At 66.2% G+C, this 19000-nt stretch carries 14 protein-coding genes; all 14 read right to left on the reverse strand.

What is annotated here, in order from left to right:
- Positions 1–3: 3 nt before the first annotated feature.
- Positions 4–642 carry a BREX protein BrxB domain-containing protein gene (locus D7X12_RS10930; protein WP_120625209.1) on the reverse strand — a complete coding sequence of 213 codons (639 nt, stop codon included), beginning with the start codon at positions 640–642 and terminating at the stop codon, positions 4–6.
- The gene (locus D7X12_RS10935; RefSeq protein ID WP_120625210.1) at positions 639–1370 is read right to left on the reverse strand and encodes a DUF1819 domain-containing protein; all 732 of its coding nucleotides are present in this window, start codon (positions 1368–1370) and stop codon (positions 639–641) included. The genes D7X12_RS10930 and D7X12_RS10935 overlap by 4 nt, the downstream gene beginning before the upstream one ends.
- The gene (gene brxE, locus D7X12_RS10940; RefSeq protein ID WP_120625211.1) at positions 1357–1953 is read right to left on the reverse strand and encodes a BREX-6 system BrxE protein; all 597 of its coding nucleotides are present in this window, start codon (positions 1951–1953) and stop codon (positions 1357–1359) included. Before brxE ends, D7X12_RS10935 begins: the two co-directional genes overlap by 14 nt.
- Positions 1950–3992, reverse strand: a complete 2043-nt coding sequence (locus tag D7X12_RS10945; RefSeq protein ID WP_120625212.1) for a hypothetical protein — start codon at positions 3990–3992, stop codon at positions 1950–1952. The genes brxE and D7X12_RS10945 overlap by 4 nt, the downstream gene beginning before the upstream one ends.
- Positions 3992–6562, reverse strand: a complete 2571-nt coding sequence (locus D7X12_RS10950; protein WP_147443605.1) for a hypothetical protein — start codon at positions 6560–6562, stop codon at positions 3992–3994. Before D7X12_RS10950 ends, D7X12_RS10945 begins: the two co-directional genes overlap by 1 nt.
- Positions 6563–6573: 11 nt before the next feature.
- Positions 6574–8049 carry a hypothetical protein gene (locus D7X12_RS10955; protein WP_147443606.1) on the reverse strand — a complete coding sequence of 492 codons (1476 nt, stop codon included), beginning with the start codon at positions 8047–8049 and terminating at the stop codon, positions 6574–6576.
- Positions 8030–11116 (reverse strand): DEAD/DEAH box helicase, encoded by a 3087-nt coding sequence (locus tag D7X12_RS10960; protein ID WP_244224483.1) that lies wholly within the window; start codon positions 11114–11116, stop codon positions 8030–8032. The genes D7X12_RS10955 and D7X12_RS10960 overlap by 20 nt, the downstream gene beginning before the upstream one ends.
- Positions 11117–11301: 185 nt before the next feature.
- Positions 11302–12645: a protein kinase domain-containing protein gene (locus D7X12_RS10965; protein ID WP_120625216.1), complete on the reverse strand. Its 1344-nt coding sequence runs from the start codon at positions 12643–12645 to the stop codon at positions 11302–11304.
- Positions 12638–13357 carry a PP2C family serine/threonine-protein phosphatase gene (locus D7X12_RS45355; protein WP_120625217.1) on the reverse strand — a complete coding sequence of 240 codons (720 nt, stop codon included), beginning with the start codon at positions 13355–13357 and terminating at the stop codon, positions 12638–12640. Before D7X12_RS45355 ends, D7X12_RS10965 begins: the two co-directional genes overlap by 8 nt.
- The gene (locus tag D7X12_RS10975; RefSeq protein ID WP_120625218.1) at positions 13345–14001 is read right to left on the reverse strand and encodes a vWA domain-containing protein; all 657 of its coding nucleotides are present in this window, start codon (positions 13999–14001) and stop codon (positions 13345–13347) included. The genes D7X12_RS45355 and D7X12_RS10975 overlap by 13 nt, the downstream gene beginning before the upstream one ends.
- Before the next feature lie 669 nt (positions 14002–14670).
- Entirely contained in the window at positions 14671–16386 is a 1716-nt protein-coding gene (locus D7X12_RS10980) for a sigma-54-dependent transcriptional regulator (protein ID WP_147443607.1), read from the reverse strand.
- Positions 16387–16508: 122 nt separating this feature from the next.
- A complete protein-coding gene (locus D7X12_RS10985) occupies positions 16509–16946 on the reverse strand; it encodes a penicillin acylase family protein (protein ID WP_158620028.1) in 438 nt (145 codons plus the stop codon).
- A 102-nt stretch (positions 16947–17048) separates the two neighbouring features.
- Positions 17049–17489: a penicillin acylase family protein gene (locus D7X12_RS10990; RefSeq protein WP_120625221.1), complete on the reverse strand. Its 441-nt coding sequence runs from the start codon at positions 17487–17489 to the stop codon at positions 17049–17051.
- Positions 17490–17556: 67 nt separating this feature from the next.
- A partial coding sequence (locus D7X12_RS10995; RefSeq protein WP_147443608.1) for a thioesterase domain-containing protein occupies positions 17557–19000 on the reverse strand: 1444 nt, incomplete at its 5' end.

A 19000-nucleotide genomic window follows, 5' to 3' on the forward strand; every position in this document is an offset into this window, starting at 1 on the left:
CTTTCAGGCGTAGATGCGCGGCCGGTAGTCGCGGTCGGGCTCAAGCTCCTGCATGAACGACAGGCCGCCATCGCGTTGCTCGCCCGGGTAGAGCAGGACGACCGGCACGTTGTCAGTGCGGCCACCCAGGTGCTTGAGCAGCGCTGACGAGCGGAAGAACGGATAGAGCGCGCCGGTTCGGCCGAGCAGCACCAGGGTCCTGTCGGGATCGACGGGGTGTTGCTCGCGGAAGGCCTTGATCCGGTGCTCGAGGTCCGCCGCGAGCCCGCTCGGACCATCAATGTGTTCGGAGAGCTTCTGCCGTAGGTCGTTCATTGCGCGCTCGGGTGAGCGCGCGTAGACCCGCCGCTCACGCTCGACGAGAGATTGGATCTCTTCGGCCCCGAGCCGCGTCCGGAGCCGCTCGAAGAGGACCTGGTGCAACGCCATGGAGAGGACCGACCAGCCCTCGGATTCGAGGCGACCGATCATCGTGCGGAGTCGCTGCCTGAGCTGGAACTCCTTCTTCGGAGGGTAGAGGAGGATGGCGAAGTTGTGATTGCGCATCGTGCTGATGCGCGGGCCGGCCTGGGCCGTGAGGTCCCGCTCGAGCGCGGCAACGGCCCGGTCGACGCCCTCCAGCGCGAAGAGGTCGTTCATCATCCGAGCGCTCCGAGAGGGCTCGCATCCAGTTCCACCAGCGAGCCCATTCTCCGGTAGGTGACGTCGGGGAGGCGACGGAGGCGCGCGTCCACCGCGTCGTGCGAGAGCCCCACGGAGCGAAGATAGGGGTTGTCCTCCCATCCACCGGTATGGGTGACGAGTTGGAGGAGGCGGACGAGGTACCCGAGGGCTTCGTCGGGAACGCGCGGCAGGAGGGCCGTCCGAGCCCCCTGGCCGGCGGACACCAGGCCGGCCTCGTCCGCAGCGCGGATGAGCTTGGCGGCGAACCCGTAGCGCGTGGCGGGCGCCCACTCCGCATCCGGACGCGCACCCACCCAGCGCGCCACCGCGTCACGGTCGAAGTCCTTCCGGCCTTCCGTAAGACGAGCAGGGAGCCAGTCCCCCGTGAAGGCACGGTAGAGCGGATCCGCGAGCTGAAGGTGCCAATGACAGAGGAGGGGACGGGTGCCAGGGTCGGCCGGACGCCAGCGCCGGAGTGCAGCGAGTGCTTCGGGGTAGGCGTCGAAGCGGACGGCAAAGTTGGCGAGCAGGAGCTTCACCCGCGCAAGGCTCTTGTTGCCGAACCAGCGCTCGGAGAACGCGCGCTCGACGCGCGCCGTGCCTCGGACCTCGGGGTCAACGGCTTCCCAGTAGGCGCGTGATTCCTGCACCGCGAGCGTCAACCGGAGGATGCGCGTGTGGAACGCGTTGACTTCAGCGTTCGGCACGGGTCGCCTCCGGGAGAATGAAGGACAGCGGATAGGTCGCGGGAGGCTCGGCGAGCAGGGCACACGCGAGCCTCCGGGCCTTGAAGACGGGCCCCTCTCCGTCGTGGTCCTTCAACTGGCGGCCACCGGGAGCCACCTTGTAGGCGACGTCAAGGCCGGGGCTGAGAAGCTGCGCGAGGAGCGCCTCCCGTTTGAACGGCGCCCCCGTGACCTGGAGGAGGGGAAGCGCTTCCACGGGCGAATGCGCCTCGAGTTTGTGGTGCGCGAGCCGCTCGTCCAGTGCTTCGTCGAGCGCGAAGCCGAAGTGGAAGAGCGTGAGCATGTCGTCCGCGCGACCACTCTGGGCGCGCAGGTTCTCGTCGACGAGCCGCGCGGCCCGACGAGCGGCGTCAAGGCCCGCCCAGCGGTGCGTGCGGGGAAGGAGGCGGCTCCAGAGGTCTCCGCCACCCTCCAGGTCCACGAGGTCGGTCCTCCACCAGCCAAGGCGGGGATGTGGGCCTTCTGGCGACTCGCCCGCCCATGCGAGCGCAAGTTGGAGGGCCAGGACTTCATCGAGCTGTTCGGGGGCTACTCCGTGCTTCATGCGGGCGGTTGTAGCAAACGCCCAAGGCAGTGGGAGCAGCCTCTTTCCGGGCACCGCCCACAGTGGCTGCACCGGAAGGCATCAGGTGATTCAGAACCCCCGCAAGGTTCGGCCCACAGGTCGCGTCCGTAGTGCCGGTCCACCCAGCCCGCTGCTCGCCGCTCCCCCGTGGCAGGGCCTTGACATCCACCGGGTTCCAGCACCGGGTAGGCCGCGCGGCACTCTCCACACACGCGGAGTCCCCATTCCGATTCGCAGCGCTTGCAGCGGCACCACCAGGACCACTGGTCCCAGTCTTCGTTGCCTGCCGGTCTGGGTTCGAAGGAACCCGGAGCCGTTTCGCAGACGGGGCATCGGAGGCAGGACTCCATTCGCGCAGCCAGGGGAAGGAGCTTCTTGAGTTGGTCCAGCGCGCTGAGCCTTCCTGGATCGAACGGTCGACGCGCATTCCGTGCCTGTTGCTGCTCACGCTCAAGTTCGCCGCCCCTGCGCGCACACTCCGCGAGCAAGCGCTGCTGTTCGGTCGCATTCGCGGGCGCCACGATCGCCACGCTATCGCCGACGCGCTGCATCCACTTTGGAAGACTCACACCAGGGTCGGGGCGCACGACGGCTCTTGGAGGGTAGCCGGCAAGCCGGGTTGCAGCCTCCCAGCCGTGGATGACCCGTGTGACCCGTTCGACGGCATCCAGGCTCCACGGGGAGATGGGCAGCAGGCGCGGCCATTCCCACCCGGAGATCGCGCGGGTCGTTTCCGCGGTATCTCCCTCCTGAGGACGGCCGAGAGCCAGGACCACCGTGTTCAGGGAGCTGGCGGCGTGCTCCCGGACCTGTTGCCAGAGCGATCCGGAACCGTCCCGGGTGAGGGGTACGAGGAGGGGAACGAACCGGAGCCTGGCCTTCTCACACTCCAAAGTCATGCCGCCTTCGGCGCACTCCAGTCGGGCGGTTCCCCGAGGGCCCGAAAGCTCGACGACAGCGGAGGCGGCGAGGAGCGTGCCGGCAGGAGGCTGATACCCGAGGTCACTCAAGGCCCGGACCACGATGAGCCGCGCGAACGCCCCGAAGTCGCGGCACGCCGCCTGCCTCTGGCGTCGGACTTCCTCCCTGGAAGGGTGGGGCACATGCCCGTACCGTGCCCAGGCACGCCAGAGCGCGGCGACCTTGCGGTAGTGCGGATCGTTCACGAGGATGTTCGTCGGCTGGAGTGCGACGGGCACGGACCTGGTGCGCGGGAGCTCTTGGTACAGAGGAGAGTCGAGAAGGGCCTGGAGATCACGCTCAAGTCGCTCGACGAGCTGGAGCGCCCGCAGCAATTCCTGCATCAGGGCATTGTCCGAGGAGTACTTGCCCCAGAGCGCGAACAAGCGTTGCCCTCGCCAACGGGAGCCAAGTGCCTCCTCTCCGAAGTCACCGCTTTCCTCGGCCATGCTTTTGATCCGGCTCAGCTCTTCCCGCCGTTGTCCGACCCATGCGAGGAGGTGGTCCACGAGGCAGACCGCGACCCGGTTCTCGTAGAGATTCCAGTCGTCCTCGATCTGGGTCGCGAGGATGCGAGCTGGCTGGATGCCCCGGAGTGTCCGGTGCTCCCAATCTCCGGGATGTGAAACCAGTGTGGCGGTCGCGCGGGAGGAGACCCGGCGGGCCCTGCTCACCGCAAGCCGCTCCTCGTCTACCCGGAGGTGGAGACGTGGCCGGTGACAGACGTGCTGCAGGTGGGGGAGCTGGGCGATGGCCTCCCTCTCCAGGGGGTGAAGCTGGGCCTTCTTGTCAATCTGGGGGACGAGCGGCAGGGTGTTCACCCACGTACTCCAGGGGACGCCATCCCTCAGCGGTTCGGCGAGGCGCTCAAGAGAATGAAGATCAATGGACTCCGGCCACTGACCCAGGAAGGACTTCTCCTCCGCTCCTTCCACGCCCTCTGGGACCAGCCGCGAGGAGGGGGCACCGGGGCGGTCCAGGACCTCGAACAGGTCTGGCACGACCGGGTTCGGTGCCGTGTCCCAAGTGCGTCCGGAGATCCTGGAGCGCAGCCGCATCAGGAAGCCTCCTCATCCCGCTTCGCACTGAGCTCCCGCTCAATCAGCTTGATGGAGCGCTCAGGTGTTCCGCCGAACGTCTTCCAGCTCTTCTCGAGCTCTCCTTTGAGATCTTCAAGCGCCTTCGGGCGGACGTCATGTCGATCCTTGAGCTTGCGCAGGACCTTGGTGTGCAGGAGGTGATCCATGGCCTCACTCACGGTTCCACCCGCGGCCATCACCACCGGCACAAAACGCTCCGCATCCCGCTCGAGCCGGTTTCCCCAGCCGAGGCGGAAGCGCTTGTCCAGGAATCCCGCCACGCCTTCCCGGGACTGGAGCCATCCGCGCACCTGCTCCACCACGTCCGCATGCTTCTGGCGGGCGTCGTCAAACGCTTGAATCAGGCCCGCGTATGACAGCGGCTCCCGCTTCAGCAGCGGCTTGAAGCTCCGTGAGTCGTGTTTGTTGGGCTCCCTTCGCGGAAGTTCCATGATGTGGGCGCGGTCATACGTCTTGTCGGCGAACTCCGTGGTGGTCTCGTCGTGGTTCGCGGTGCCTACGAACCAGACATTCGGCGGCAGTGGGAGGTGCCGGCCCTCCGTCATCAGCGTGGGCGGATCGGTCAGTGGATCATTGAGCAGTGTCAGCCGGCGCTTGCCTTCCGGCAGCTCAAGCGCGGAGAGGAAGTCCGCGAAGAACTGCTCCACGCGCGACAAGTTGATTTCATCCAGGATGATGAGGAATGGGCGGTCCCGGAAGGCCGGCGTGCCCGCGCGATAGAGCGCCTGGAGGAAGTTCGTCGCGTAGTAGTGCCGGTGGAATGCATTGAAGTAGCCGATCAGGTCCTGACGGTCTCGCCAGCCTGCCTGGACCTCCACGACCTCGTAGCCATGAGCGTCAGCCCCGATTGCCTGGGCGAAGGCGAGAGGCAGGCTGGTCTTGCCCGTGCCGCTGATGCCTTGGAGCAGCAACAGTCGGCTCATCGCGAGCCCGCCAAGGAAGCACCGGATGTCCCTCTCGCTGTAGTCGAGCGTCTTGCCTGGGCTCTCATCCGTCCGCAGCGCGACGGCAACCCGTTCGCGCAGATCCACGGCGAACTCCTTGAGCGTGGGCATGGACTGGCCCAAGGGCTGCCGGGTGCGTTGTTGTACCTGCCAGTCCTTGTTCCGGTCCACGGAGGCCAGGGCCTCCATCGGGTTCCGCTTGTCATCGGTCTGGGTGTACTTCTTTACCTCGGCATCCAGCTCGGCGAGGGCTGCTTCCAGGAGCTTCTTGTTCGTTTCCAGGGCTTCCTTCTGCGAGCGGATGGTTTCGAGTTCGACGGCGGCGGCCCGCTGCCTCCCGAGCCGTGTCTCCGCCTCCGCAAGTTTGGACTGCAGCACGCTGCGTTCCTCGAACCACGCTGTCCGCGCCTTCTCCAGCTCCGAGAGTCGCTGCCCCGCATTCTCACCCGGGCTCGTGCGGAGCCGGGACTGGAGTTCTGAGTTCTCCCGTTCCAGGTGCCGGAGGCGCGCCAGGGCTTGCGGCGGATCCTCCCCGAAGCGCTTGTCCATCTCCCGACGCGACTCCAGGTCCTTCCAGTACTGGTCCCGCGTTGCTTCGGCGACGGACAGGCACTCCCGGAGCGCCGTGAGATCCGCCGCCAGCCCCGCCACCTTCGCGGCGGCGAAGCGCGACACCCTTGCGTCGAAAGCCTTGCGATCTTCCTCAAGCAGCTCCTGCTCGCCGCGGAGCCGGGATTGCTCCGAACGCAGGCTCCGCTCCTTCGTCAGGGCCTGCTCTTGGAGTCCTTGCAGTTCCTTGCGCTCGGCCTCGATGCGTTTCTGATGCTCATTCCACTCCGTCGTCCGCTGCTCCTGAGCCCGCAGTCGCTCACGGTTGAGTTCGTCGCGAAGTGCGTCCTGCTCTTGATGACGACGCTTCAAGGAGTCCTGATTGAAGCGCAGCCGCTCCGCCTGGAATTCTCCGGCCCTTGTTTCGTCTTCACGGCGCAGCCGCTCGTCGCGCTCAGCCAGCCGCGTGCGCCACTCGGACTCGTCAGCGGCCCGGCGTGCATCCAGCGTGGACTGCAACTCCTCCCGCTCCTTCCGGAGGCTCGTCACCTGAACATTCAGGGCCTCGACCATCCTCCGGCGCTCGGCGAGGAAGCCTTGCTCGGCGTTGTTCTCGCGCTCCAAGAGCGCGGCTTCCTTCTCCAGCAGTAGGCGTTCCTTTTCTTCCTGTTCGTTCTGCTTGCGCTTGTACTGGGCTTCCTGCTGCTCAAGCCGCGTCTTCTGGTCGCGGAAGGCGCGGTCGCTCTCCTCTGCTTTCCGCTTCGCATCCTTGGTCTTCTGCTCCGCCGCCGCGAAAGCGCCTTGCGCGCTCCAGGCCCGGCTCAAGGCCTTCTTCAGTGTCATTCCCTCGGGCGGCGGTTCGCTCGGGGGCGTATCGGCCCCCAGTTCGGCGAGTTCCATCGCGAGCAGCTCGAGCTCCTCAAGTTCAGCCTGCGTGGGCGAGGCGTCATGGGCCGGAGTGTTGGGCGCAGGGGCAGGGATGGCGGGTGCACTCGCCAGGGCCTGAGAGGGGGGCTTCTCGTGAGCTTTCGCCATCAGGAAATTCCTCAAGTTGAAGGCAGGTGCTGAACGGCCAGATAGACAGTCTCGACGCCTTGCCGGATGAGCTCTGTCCGTCCCTGTGGGGCCTGCGAGGCGCGCAACCGATTCGAGCTTTCGTGTGCGGCCTCGTCTCGAAGGGTCGCCAGGGCGTTCAGGCGGTGCAGGAGGTCGGGTGCGGCGCGGGCCGCGTGTATGAACGGATGCTCGGGAAGGCCAGAGGTGCCGAGCAGGGCGAGGATGAGCAGGGGCCGCAGACTGCCGCTTCCGGACTGGAGCGCATGTTCCACCTTGCCGGCCCGGACTCGCGTCAGCGAGGGGGGAAGCGGCGTATGGAAGCCCGCTGCGGCCGCCAGGGCTTGGATGAGGGCCTCATTCATCGCCACGTCCCTGGAGAGGCGGGGACGGGTTGGCCGCGCCAGGCAGATGTCCTGTAGCAGGCGCTCCGCAGCCTTCTGGGCCTTCACCGCGACGTCGTCCCATTTGTCCGCCGGAGAAGCGTCCAGCCCGGCCTCAAGCAGCGCCCGCTGCATGGCCACCAATCGTTCACAGAGGACGCCCCGCGTCCGGATGGCGACCGTGAGCCGCGTTTCCACGTCCCATTCAGCCTGGGTGGTCAGGGTCCGGAGGTCTTCCGAATCGGGAGCCCCCACCACGATGGATGCGAGCCGGTCCCTCAGGGCGGGTTGGACCTGGAAGCGTTCCTCGACCCACCGGCGCAGCCGCGGGCTGTCACCCATGCCGAAGGGATCGTCCATGTGCCAGTCCCCCCGGTGATCGCGCCAGGCTCGCGCTGCCAGGAAGTGGGGCGTGGGTTTGTCGAAGACGAAGGAGATCCGCCGCACCAGGGGGGCGTCGGAGGCAACCGGTTCCTCCTCCCAGGAGTGGTGCTTGCGATGGAGCCGGACGGCCTTGAGGACGTCCTCCGCCCGGGGGCGCTGGGAGTGCAGTGGCTCTCCGGCGCGAGGACTGACGGCGAAGGCGTCATCCCGGAAGGGGTTGCCCACGCTCCCGGACAAGAGGACAGGGTGCCTGGCCGCGTTGAGTTCAAACTCCGCATGCGGAAGCTCCTCCCGGTGGAAGCGGGGCCACAATTCGCCCGTGAACGGATCCGTGAAGACCCAGCCCACGGTCTGTTCATCGAGCGGTTCGCTTTCATCATCCTCAAGAGCGTCCAATCCTGCTTTCGTGGGGACGCCCAGGTGGTCCAGCCAGCCATTCCCTGCCAGCTCGGTGAGGATGTGCGCCGCCAGTTGCTTGTCGAGGTGCAGCGCCGCGCCAATGACTTCGGCCCGTTGTCTACCGGCTCGACAGAGCCCCATGACGGCTCTCTGAAAGAGATTGAGCGTGCGGGGGCGAGGGTGGGGCGCGACGACGCGCCAAGCCCAGGTGGGCCAGAGAATCCAACGCGGCGGACCGCTGTATTCGACGAACGGCAGCTGGAAGCGGAGCACCGAGTCACTCTCAAGAGAGAATGGCGCCATGGGGGCCCTCGCACAGGGTAAGGAACTCACGCAGCGGCAGAAGCGGTTCCGCCGCGCGGATGAACTCCTTGTCACCCACGGACACCAGGAGCCGGTGCTGCCGACTCATGGCGACGCACAGCCGGTTGTCCAGGAGCAGGTGACCGTATTTGCGCCGCTGCTGGTCATCGGTCTCGCCGGGCAGCTCGTTGCTACGGGTGACGGACAGGAAGACGACGTCGAACTCCTTGCCCTGGAAGGCGTCAACCGTTCCCACGCGCAAACGTTCAACCCGTTGGCCCCGGTGGTCGTCGGTGCGCTGCCACCGTTCGGCGATGCGCCACCCCTCCGATCCCGTCTGTTCGGCGATGCCTTGTGTCACGAGCGCCGCGCCGATCTCCTTCACCTGTGCCGCGTAGAAAGAAATGATCCCAAAGGTCAGGTGCGGATCCACGTCAAGCAGCCGCCGGACCTCCTGCGCGATGCGCTTCGCCTCGGCGGGGCGCGACTTGCTCTGTCCCCGACGCTCCCAGTGCCCCGGACCTCCGGGAACATCGATCCATGCGGCCACACAAGGCCTTTGGGCCCTCATGTAGCCCGGCAGTGCATGGACAAAGTCTTCAGGGCTTGCACCCGAAAGGACCTGTCCATCTCCCCAGCGCTCGTAGAACATCCGGCTGACGAAGTCCCCGAGCACCGGATGCATGCGGAATTGCATGTCGAGGGTGACGACCCGCTGATTTCCATCCTGGTCCTGGAGCTTCCGCAGAAGCCCCTGCAGCCGCTCGAAGAGGCTGAGCTTGACGGCAGCCTGTGCTTCCGCAGCGATGTCCCCCTTGGCCACGGCGGCGGCCAACTCGCGCTCCACGTCCGGCTCCAGCATGTGCGGCAGTTGTCGCTGGTCGCCAACGAGCACCACCCTTCGCCGGGCCATGCTCATGGGGATGAAGAGGTCGAGCGGGTTGGAGCGGGCCGCCTCGTCCACGATGACTGTCTCGAAAGTGACCGCGCCCACGTCGATACCACGAGCCATCCGCATGGGCCGGCCGGCGGCCTGCTGGCATGTCGCCGCCAGCACCACGGTGTAGTGCTCCAAGGCCTCGCGGACGGCCGCCGGATCATTTTCGAGATCCTCCAGGTATGCGGCCAGCGCGGAGTCCTCTCCCGCGGTGGACTGCTGCCGCTGACGCTCGGCGGTGTCCATCACCTCGATGAGGAGCGACCGCGTCTTCTCGTCGAGCGTTGGTCCCGGAGGGGGAGGTGGCACCGACAGACGGTCCAGCAGGGCCTCCTTATGGACCACTCCCTCGTCCAGCCAGGGCGGAGCCGTGGCGTGGTTCCACTCCGCGCAGCGGCGCAAGAAACCGTCCTGCTCCGGCGAGAGCATGGGCCCCAGACGGACCAGTGCCTTGTGGGCTTTCGTCGGGCCATCGTCCTCGAAGCTGATCGCATCCACCCGGATGCCCTGGGCCGCTCTGCGGCGCAGTTCCTGTTCTTCGGTGTCTCCGCTGGCGGCTGGGCGGGTCAGCTCGGAAATCCGCTGCTGAATGAGATCTCGCAGCCTCGGGGGAAGAAGGGGCCCCAGCGCATCCGCCAATTCCCGTAAGTGCCTGGCCATCTCGTCGGGAGGCGCGGGAGCACGGAGACAGGCCACCGCGATCCGCCGTGCACGCACGTGGCGCTCGGATTCGGGGACCTGGCGCAGTCTGGCACGGAGCTGCTCGATGCGATCCGCGCGGAACTTCTCCACGCCGTCGATGACGCCTCCATCATCTTCTCGCCTCGAACCGACCTTGACGGGAGGCAGCCCGAAGACCTCACTTTGTTGGACCACGTTCTCCACCGCGTCGTGCTGGGTACTGCTCACGAGAATGCGGTGGGAAACCTCCAGCCCTTCTTCCGCCAGTTCCGCAAGCCGCCGCTGGAGCGCTGCGATGACCTTGGTCTTTCCCGTGCCGGGAGGCCCCTGGATGACTGCGATGTCTGGCGTATTCAAAGCCACATCAAGCGCCTTCATCTGTCGCTGGGTCGGCCGACCGCCGAAAGCTTGGAGGACGGCCTCGCTTTTCGGCGACCGGGATGCGAAGCGTGGCTGTGGGGCAGGGCGCCCTTCCAGCAACAGGCCCAACTGGGGCATGGGCGAGGTTCCGGTGCGGAGTCTCTGCTCGGCGTACTCGCGCCGCATCAGGCGGGTCCGGTCTCCTGCGAGCGACAGGTAGAGAAAGCCCTCAGCCGGAGGTTTGGGCTGCCCCTCGTCGTCCTCGGGTGCGCGAAGATCCAGCTGCCGACGAGCCGCGTCGACCCAGGCGACGCGTGCGGCGACGGAGGGCTGCGAGCGCTGTCGCTTGCCGGCACGCTCCAAGTCGTCCCATGTCGGGGGGACTGCCCCGGCTTCCAGTTCGAAGCGCTCCGAATCCAGGAAGGCCTCCAGCCGGGTTTCAAGATCGTCCGTGTTCGCCAGGATGAAGCGCCAGCCTCCATCGCGGCGCTTCTCGCATCGCTCGTAGCGGATGGCCCCGACCGTACGGGCCCGGCGAAGGACGGCCTCCCACTCCATCTCGTTGTACGTGGTCCAGATGCGCAGATAGCTTCTGTCCGCACGGACGGCTTCCTCCAGGGCATGGCGGGCTCCGACGGCCAGCTCTCCCGCCACGGACAGATCCGCGAAGGACAGCGGCGCGCAAAGCAACTGGAGCACGGCCCCATCTGTGCGTCCGCCCTTGATCACGCGCTCCACGCGGAGGTGATCGTTGTGCCGACGCACGTCGATGCTGAGATTGGTGCCAAGGATGCGGAATGCGTCATCCGCGTCGTGGGAGCCCCCGGAAATCACCGCACGCCGGTAGGAATGGCCACCAGGGGCAAGGAGCAGTCGCTGATCCAGCCACTGCGCCACGTCGGAAACAGTGCCTCCCACGCGGAACCGGCTCCGGAGCTGCTCCAACGCAAGGTCATCCACGCCGATGGCGATGGGCGTTCCGAAGCGGAGTTCACGGGTGAAGCTGTGGATCTGAACGGTTGCCTGACCCGCGCTGATCTGCGCTACCCACGCGACACTGGGCAGGTTGTGGCCCAGCACGGTCATCATGGATTCGTGTTTCCGTGCATCTACTCCGGTGACCGGCCACAAATGCTCGCCCCAACGGAGCACCACCTCGTCACCCGCTTGCTGGAGTTCGACCTCGCTGCTCTTCGTCGGTAGAGGATCGAACCTGCCAGCCGTGGGCTTCACCTGGACCGTGCTGACGAGACCGCCCCGAAGCTCATCCGCCCTCATCGGGTTCCTCCACTGATCAGTGCTACCCGGTGGGGCGTCTCTACCGGGCCGAAGTGCACCACCCAGCTCCGTTCCGGTACGTCCAACGGCAGGACCCGTCCTCTCTCGGTGACGCTCGTGGCGGCTGCCGCATCTGTTCTCCCCGGAGGCGTCACCCATGCCGGGGTGTCGTGCTGCCGCACGAGCACGCCGCGTTCGCGCAACTCCAAGGAGAGTTCGACAGCCCGTGCACGGAGGCCGGACTCGCCGCGCGTATGCCGTCGCGTCAGCCGAACCGGAGTTCCCGCGAGCGGCAGCAGGGCCCTGGCCCCCATGGCCTCGATGACGCCCCTGCCGGGCTCCCAGCGCAGAATCTTCACATGGGCCAGGGGCGGACGTGCGATGCCGCACCAGGGACACGCCGGGGCGGTCACGAAGAATGTCTGGCGGCAGGTAGCGCAGGGAACCGTCTGGTCTGCTGCGAGGTGGAGGCGCTCCACCCAACTTGCGACCCCGGGTCGCTTCAAGATGTCCTGTGCACCCTCTTCGAAGGTCTTGCGTGCCAGGGCGGCGAGTTGCTGACCGAGAACCTGCTCTCGCGCGATACCGTGGCTGGAGCGGTTCCTGGGGTCGGAGGAGTGGTCCACCCAGGGTAGCCGTGCGGCGAAGGCCTCTTCTTCAAGCTCCGGCTCCCCCTCCGTTACCAGGTCGCCGCAGAACGGATGGATCAGGGTGAGCGCATGGAAGGCAAGCACCGCGAAGGCCCACGCATCCGACAGCGAGGTCGGGCCACGTGCGCCAGAAACGACCTCGGGAGCTCCGTATCCCGGAGTGTAGAGAGCGCTTTGAGGATCGCTGTCGTGCCGGAGGTTGTCCAAATCGATGAGCCAGGCTTCGTTCGCCTCGACGGGCCCCGAGATGAAGACGTTGTCGTGGGAGATGTCGCCGTAGATGAGCCCTTTCGCGTGGAGCCCTGCCAGTGCTTCCCCCGCATGGGCAAGCAGACGCAACCGGCGTTGGAGCCCACCTGTGTCCTGGTACCAGCGCTCCACTGCCAGGCCACGGGGGGGCGCCAGCAGTGTGCGCACGGGCACCATGTCCGACAGGAACTCCGCCACATAGCCGACCTCGGGTGGACGGAGCAGCGCCAGGGGACGCGCCACGTGCAGATCCCGGAGGTCCAGGCGTTTCACGAAGGCAATCTGTCGCCGCAGTGCCTCGCGATCCCGGGTGCGGGAGCAGAGCTTGACCACCCGGTGCCCGTTCCGGGTACGCCACACCGATCCCTGGCCGCCTTCTCCCAGGCAGTGCTCCAGCGCATGGACCGTTCCATTTTCATCCGTGACCGTTCGCTTACTCATCTGGCTGTTCCCACAGCAGAACGACTGTCTTGTCATCCAGGTGCCTGGGGACGGGCCAGTTGCGAAGGGCTTTCGCAAGGCTCAGCCCTGGCTTTGGGGTTGCGATAACCTCGTCTTGAATCCAATCCACGAATCCGGAACGCTTTTCCGGGAGCAGGTCGTCCGATACGCCGTCAGAAGCAAGGAGTACCGCCATGCCGCTTCCCAGCACGCCTACGGGCTCCATCATCCAGTCCCGGAGTCCATGGGGCGTCCCGAGCGCTCGAGTTTCCGAGGCAAAAGCAGCCCGCTCGGGCGTCAGGGCACGAAACGCTCCCGGGGCGCCGTGGAGACCGATCAACCCGTCTCCGAGTTGCAGTGCCACGCCCGTTCCATCGGGCCTGAGCGCGTAGACCAAGCAGGTGGTGGCAGCGTCGTCTGGGGGGATGAGCCCGAGCCGTAAGCGCCAGCAAACTTCGATGAGACGCACGAGGTCCTCGGCGCTTCCACGGGGAGCAGCAGCCCAGTGGTTCCACGCCATCCTGCAGGCGGCAACCGCCGCACGCGCGCCCTCCCGCGATGCGGAACGGCTGCCCATGCCGTCCGCGACCACCGCCAGGGCTCCCTTGCCCCGGATGCGGGCATACCAAGCGTCCTGATTCGGAACCCCTGCACGTACGTGTGCGGGACCACGGACGGAGGCCCCCACCATCCGGAGGCTCAAAGGTCCCATTCCTCCGCGGCGTTCACCTGGGGCGCTACGTTGGGATTGGCGCTCCGGGACCGGCTGGTCACACTCATGGTCACCAACCGGAAGAACTCGCGGATCTGCCGTGCCTCATCCGCCTTGAAGACCCGTGCCTCGGGATCGTTCAGGAAGGCGGAGAGCACTTCCATGTCCGCGTCCGCACCAATTCCAAGGGCCATGCGGAACGCCTTGCCGCCTCTTTCGCTGTCCAGCAGCACCTTGAGGGGGCCCTTCCACTCATCTGTCGGTTGCCCGTCGGAGAGGAGCACCAGGGTGGGTCGATACGCGCGGCCAGGGATGGCGCTCCGGTCCTCCAGCAGGTCCTTTGCCGTTTGGAACGCAGCCCCCATGGGCGTGCCTCCCGCAGCAGGGTGATCGGTCCAACCCGCGCTCGCTGCACTCGTCAGAGGGACATGCCTCCGCACTGTCCCCCCCCCGAATGTGAGCACGGCAACCTGGATTTCAGCACGGAGATCGTCCTCGCTTTTGAAGGATTCCAGCATTTCCTTCATGGCCTGATTGAGTGACTGGATCTTGCCATCTGTATTCATGCTGCCGCTCACGTCGGCCAGTACGATCACCGGGAGGGGTCTCGCTCCCGGAATGGTCAACTCCTTGAGTTTGCTCATGGTCGACTCCGGACTTCGGGCTGTGGGGGGCTGCATGGGCTGAGCGGAAGTAGCAGCGGGAGGAGGAGGTGCGCGTGGCTTCGGGGGAGGCAAAGGCTGACGGGGGGCCGCGGCCCGTGCCGAGGATGAAGGAGCATCCGGGCGGGCCCGAGGACGGAAGTTGTCAGCGACGTACCGGCTGATGATGTCTTCATGGTATTTGGCGAGCCCCATTGCTGTACGGCTCCTTGTGTCTGGACCGCCTGTGCTTTGCGGGTTCGCGCACTGCCGAAGGTTTGCGATTGCGGTACACCGTCAGCACTCGGCCTGCGAGCGTGCAGATTACCTGGACTCCCTCAAAGCGTGAGAGGTCCAGTCCATGGTCCGCCCAAAGGCGGACTTCGCGCCAGCCCATGATGAAGATCTCCGCGCCGCGGGCACGACGGACCCGCCCATAGGTCAGCGCTACCTCAATGGCGCTCGCACGAATCTGCCGGGTTCGGCTCCTCTGTCGCGCGTGGTGCGTCATGATCGCGGTCACATCCATGGGGGCTCCTCTCGCCGGTAAGCTCTGGCGGGTGGTAGAGCGAGCCGCGTGCCATGGGTGCGTTCGGATGAGGGGTCAATGGTTTCAATGGTTTGGATGGATGCTTCCACCCTCACCAACGCCGATGTCCCCGAAGGACGGAATCAGGATTCCGGCGGATCGGAAGGATCCTTCCGGAGCCAATTGCGGAGGGTTCTCTCTCCGACGTCCGCCACCTGATCGACTGGTAGGTGGTGCGCCTTTGACACCCGTCGAAGCTCCATGGCGAGGTATTTCCGAAGGTCCGCGACCAAGACCTCGGTCTGGACAGGACCCTGCTTGATAAGTGGCTCTGGGAGCGAGCGTCCCTGTGCGAACGCTTGAGCAATCATCCGGGACGATTCGTCCGAGTGGGGTGCCGGAGCCTCCAGGGCCTCCAACGCATAGCTGATGGCTTCGTTGTGAGGGAGCGGCCAACGGTCATCCGCCCGCGCCGCCAGGAAACGCCAGGCGACCCGGAAGAGATCGCGGATGTTACCTGGGAGATGATGGGCACGGAGAGCGGTCATCAGCCGGCTGCGCTCTTTCTCCGGAAGGCTGGTATAGCGGCGGTGCACTCGGGCACGGCGTGCCGCCCCGACAATCACCGCGTCCCACATCCAGTCTAGCTCCTCAGGTATCTCGCGGAGTGATGGCAGGCGGAGTTCAAAGGCGCGGACGCGGTCGAAGAAGTCCGGGGCAATGCGCTGGGTCAGTTCCGAAGCTGGCAAGTTCGTCGCGGTAATCAGACGGAAATCCGTCTTCTCGAACTCGGGCGAGCCGAGGCGCTGGAACCGGCCCTCTTCAATAGCCTTGATCAGCAGTCGTTGAAGATCATGGGCGATGTCGCCCAGTTCATCCAAGAAGAGCGTGTCGCCATCGGCTGTGTGTAGTAACCCGTCACGGTTCTGGTCGGCCCCTGTGAATGCACCCTTGCGATAGCCGAAGAGTTCGGTACGCATGGTCTCGCTCGTATATTGACCGCATGCAACGGCGGGCCAGGCGTCATCCAGGGAGGCTTTCCGGTAGGGACTGGCTGCTCGGATCCAAGTGGCGAGCGTTGTCTTACCAGTGCCCCGCTCGCCTAGAATAAGGACAGGGACCTTTAGTGGTGCCACACGCTGGGCTTCCCGAAAGACATCCGCCAGGGCCTTGGAGCGGAAGCGGGCTGGGTCCCACCGGATGACCTCGTCTTGTGCCGCGTCCGTGCGTGGTCGCGTCTCCATGTAACGCTTGTAGAACGTATCGATTCCGACGACGACCGGTGTCACGACAGGTTTGCCGTTCTGACGATCCTCTTGCTTGAACGACTTCACGACCCGGAATGGGGCTTCAATGAATCCTGTTTCCGCCATCAAGACCCAGACGGTTTGCATGGACGGCGTTCCAGGAGAGACGTGGACCACCAACTCGCGCCCCGGAAACTTGCGGCGGACTTGAGGGATGCATTCACGAAGGAACTCGAAGATCGCGGAGTGATCAGTCGGGTCTGAACCGCTCCAAACAATGGGATGCAGGCGCAAAGTAGGGCATCTCTCCGCGAGCACTGCGACGAGTTCCTCATAAATGTTTGTATGAAAAGCGGCTTCGTCACCTCCTTGGCGGAGGAGCACGGCGTCGGTGATTCGTCCCTGATATTCGGAATCGCTGTTCGTGAGGAGCGCAAGCGTCGGCCCCTCGATGCGCTCTCCACCGTGGAGCCGAAACGAACGCTCGCGGCTCCTTTCAAAGGGATCGTTGTTGACTGCTATCCATGAGATGAGGACGGGCGCTCCTTGAGCTGCGGCAACCGGGGTCGATAGGTTCATTGCCGGAGAGCTTGGCACCCAAATCGCTTTCACGTCAGACGCTTTGGGGAATGAAGGGTGGTGGGTCACGCAAGCCTCAGCCTTCTTTTGCCCTGGCTGAAGTGCTGCTCAGTCGGGGAGAGCACCCTCGGCAATAGGTTGCCTTCCTGATCGCGCTATTCGAGCCGGGAGGTGTTGTCGACCACGAGCTCCGTCGTCACCAGGGCCGGGTCCGCGAGGATGTCCGCCTTCTCGAAGAGGATGGGACGCAGCTGCTTTCCGGAGAAGAGCTCCGTCTGGTCCACGAAGCGCGGCGAGTCAGGGTCGGCGTTCTGCGAATAGGAGAGGACCGCGTTCGCGCGAGGGCCCTGCGGCGTGAACTCCATGACCATCAGGAAGCTTGTCCCGAAGTCGACGAGGTAGCCCTCCTGCGAGGTGAGCCCCGTTCCAAGCGACACGAGCGCTCCCTGCTGCTGGGACTGCGGGAGCAGCGTCGCATTCGCGCCCGAATAGCCGACGACGTTGAGAACGCCCTCGAAGGCGGCGCCTCCGTGCATGGGGATGACCCGGTCCTCCTTGCGCACGAACTGCACGTTTCCCAGCCGGGCACTCACCGGGTGTAGGCGATCTCGCTCGACCAGTCGGCGCCGGGGCCGCTGAGCATGGGGCCGTGGTGGCTGCGCCAGTACGTGCGCTTCTCCGAACCCAGGCTGCCATCATCCTGGCGCACGGCGATGGTGTACTCCTGGCCCGTCATCCTGGGGACCCCGTCCTCCCGCGCTCACCTGCGGCGGCTGCGCGTTCGCGACGTAGCCGAGCAGCGGGATGAGGGTGTCGAACAGCGACAGGTCCAGGTGGTAGGCCAGCAGGTCAAAGGCGCTGATGGGCTTCACCCAGTTGGCGCCCTTGCACGGCGCGGGACGCTGATCCGCGGGCGTGTCCTGGAGGTACTGGTTGTAGCCCGCCGCGTAGCCCTTCACGAGCTCCTGCAGCTCCTTCTCCACGTAGGCGTCCTGGGGCCCCCGGCCGAAGTACCGCGCACGCTCGCCCCGGACCTTCAGGAACTGATCCGCCAGGATGCAGACCGCGTCCTGCGCCTGCGTGTAGCCGCTCCCCGCCCCCAGCGCGCGATAGCCGTCGGCCTGGCTGTTCCTCATCTAGCCAGTTATTCCTGGCTAGATAGGACATTGCCCGGCGCGAGCGCGACGTCTGGGGTTCTCGGGGTCAGGGCATCAGTCGAGCCAATCGCTCCGCCAGCGTCCGCACGTTCGGTGCGCGCAGCACGCTGTAGTGATTGCCGGGCACCTCCTGCAGGAGGAGTCCGTCCTGGGCGAGCGCACTCCAGCCCCGGTCGTTCTGCTCCGTCGCCAGCCGCTCGCTGGCGCGCAGCACGACGATGCGGCCGGGGAGGGGCCTGGGCTCGTAGTGCTTCATGGCGCGCAGGTTGTTGGCGAAGACCTCGAAGAGGGCTCGACCCTGCGGCAGCGCGTTGAGCACCGCCGCGTCGGGCACCCAGGCCTCCTGGCCGGCGAGCTGCCCCTGGTCGCTGGCGAACTGGGCCAGCAGTTGATGCGGGTCGTCCACGTCGATGCTCACCCGCGTGCCAGTGGCGGTGCTCGGGTCGATGAGGGTCAGCAGCTCCACGGTCTCTCCGCGGGCCTGGAGCTGGCGGGACATCTCGAAGGCCACCAGCGCTCCCATGGACCAGCCTCCCAGGCGGTACGGGCCCTGGGGTTGCACGGCGCGGATGGCGTCGAGGTAGGTCGCCGCCATCTCCTCGATGGTGCCCAGGGCGGGCTGCTTCCCATCCAGGCCCGGCGACTGGAGGGCGTAGAAGGGTTGATCCGGTCCCAGCCCCTGCGCCAGCTCCGCGTAGCTCAGCACGTTGCCGCCCACGGGGTGGACGCAGAAGAACGGACGGCGTGTGCCCTCGCGCCGGATGGGCACGAGCGGTGAGAAGGGCGCGGGCACCTGGTGCAGCAGCGCGGCCAACTGCTCCACCGTGGGGGCCTGGAACAGCGCGGCCAGCGGCAGCTCACGCTTCATGCGCTCACGGATGCTGGCCATGAGCCGCACGGCGAGGAGCGAGTGGCCACCCAGTTCGAAGAAGTGGCTCTTCACGCCGATGGGCTTGATGCCGAGCACCTCCTCCCAGAGCGTAGCCAGCTCCTGCTCCAGCGGATCGCGCGGCGCCACGTACGTGTTCGTGGTGCCCAGGCTGCCTGCCTCGGGAGCAGGGAGTGCGTTGCGGTCGAGCTTGCCGTTGGGGGTGAGGGGGAAGGCTGCGAGGGGAACGAAGACGGCGGGCACCATGTACTCGGGCAGCTTCTGCTGGAGGTGGGCGCGCAGCTCGTTGGGGTTGGGGTTGGAGGCGACGACGTAGGCGACGAGCCGCGCATCACCGGAGGGAGCGTCGCGACGAGCGAGGACGAGGGCCTGCTGCACGGAGGGGTGCTGGCGCAGGGTGGCTTCGATTTCGCCCAGCTCGATGCGGAAGCCGCGCACCTTCACCATGAAGTCGGTGCGGCCCAGGTACTCCAACTGGGCGTCCGCGCGACGGCGCACGAGGTCGCCGGTGCGGTACATGCGGGCGCCAGGGACGGGACTGAAGGGGTCCGGGATGAAGCGCTCGGCGGTGAGGTCGGCCCGGCCGAGGTAGCCGCGTGCG

Origin of the sequence: Corallococcus sicarius, assembly GCF_003611735.1 — a bacterium.
In the GTDB taxonomy this organism is placed as follows: domain Bacteria; phylum Myxococcota; class Myxococcia; order Myxococcales; family Myxococcaceae; genus Corallococcus; species Corallococcus sicarius.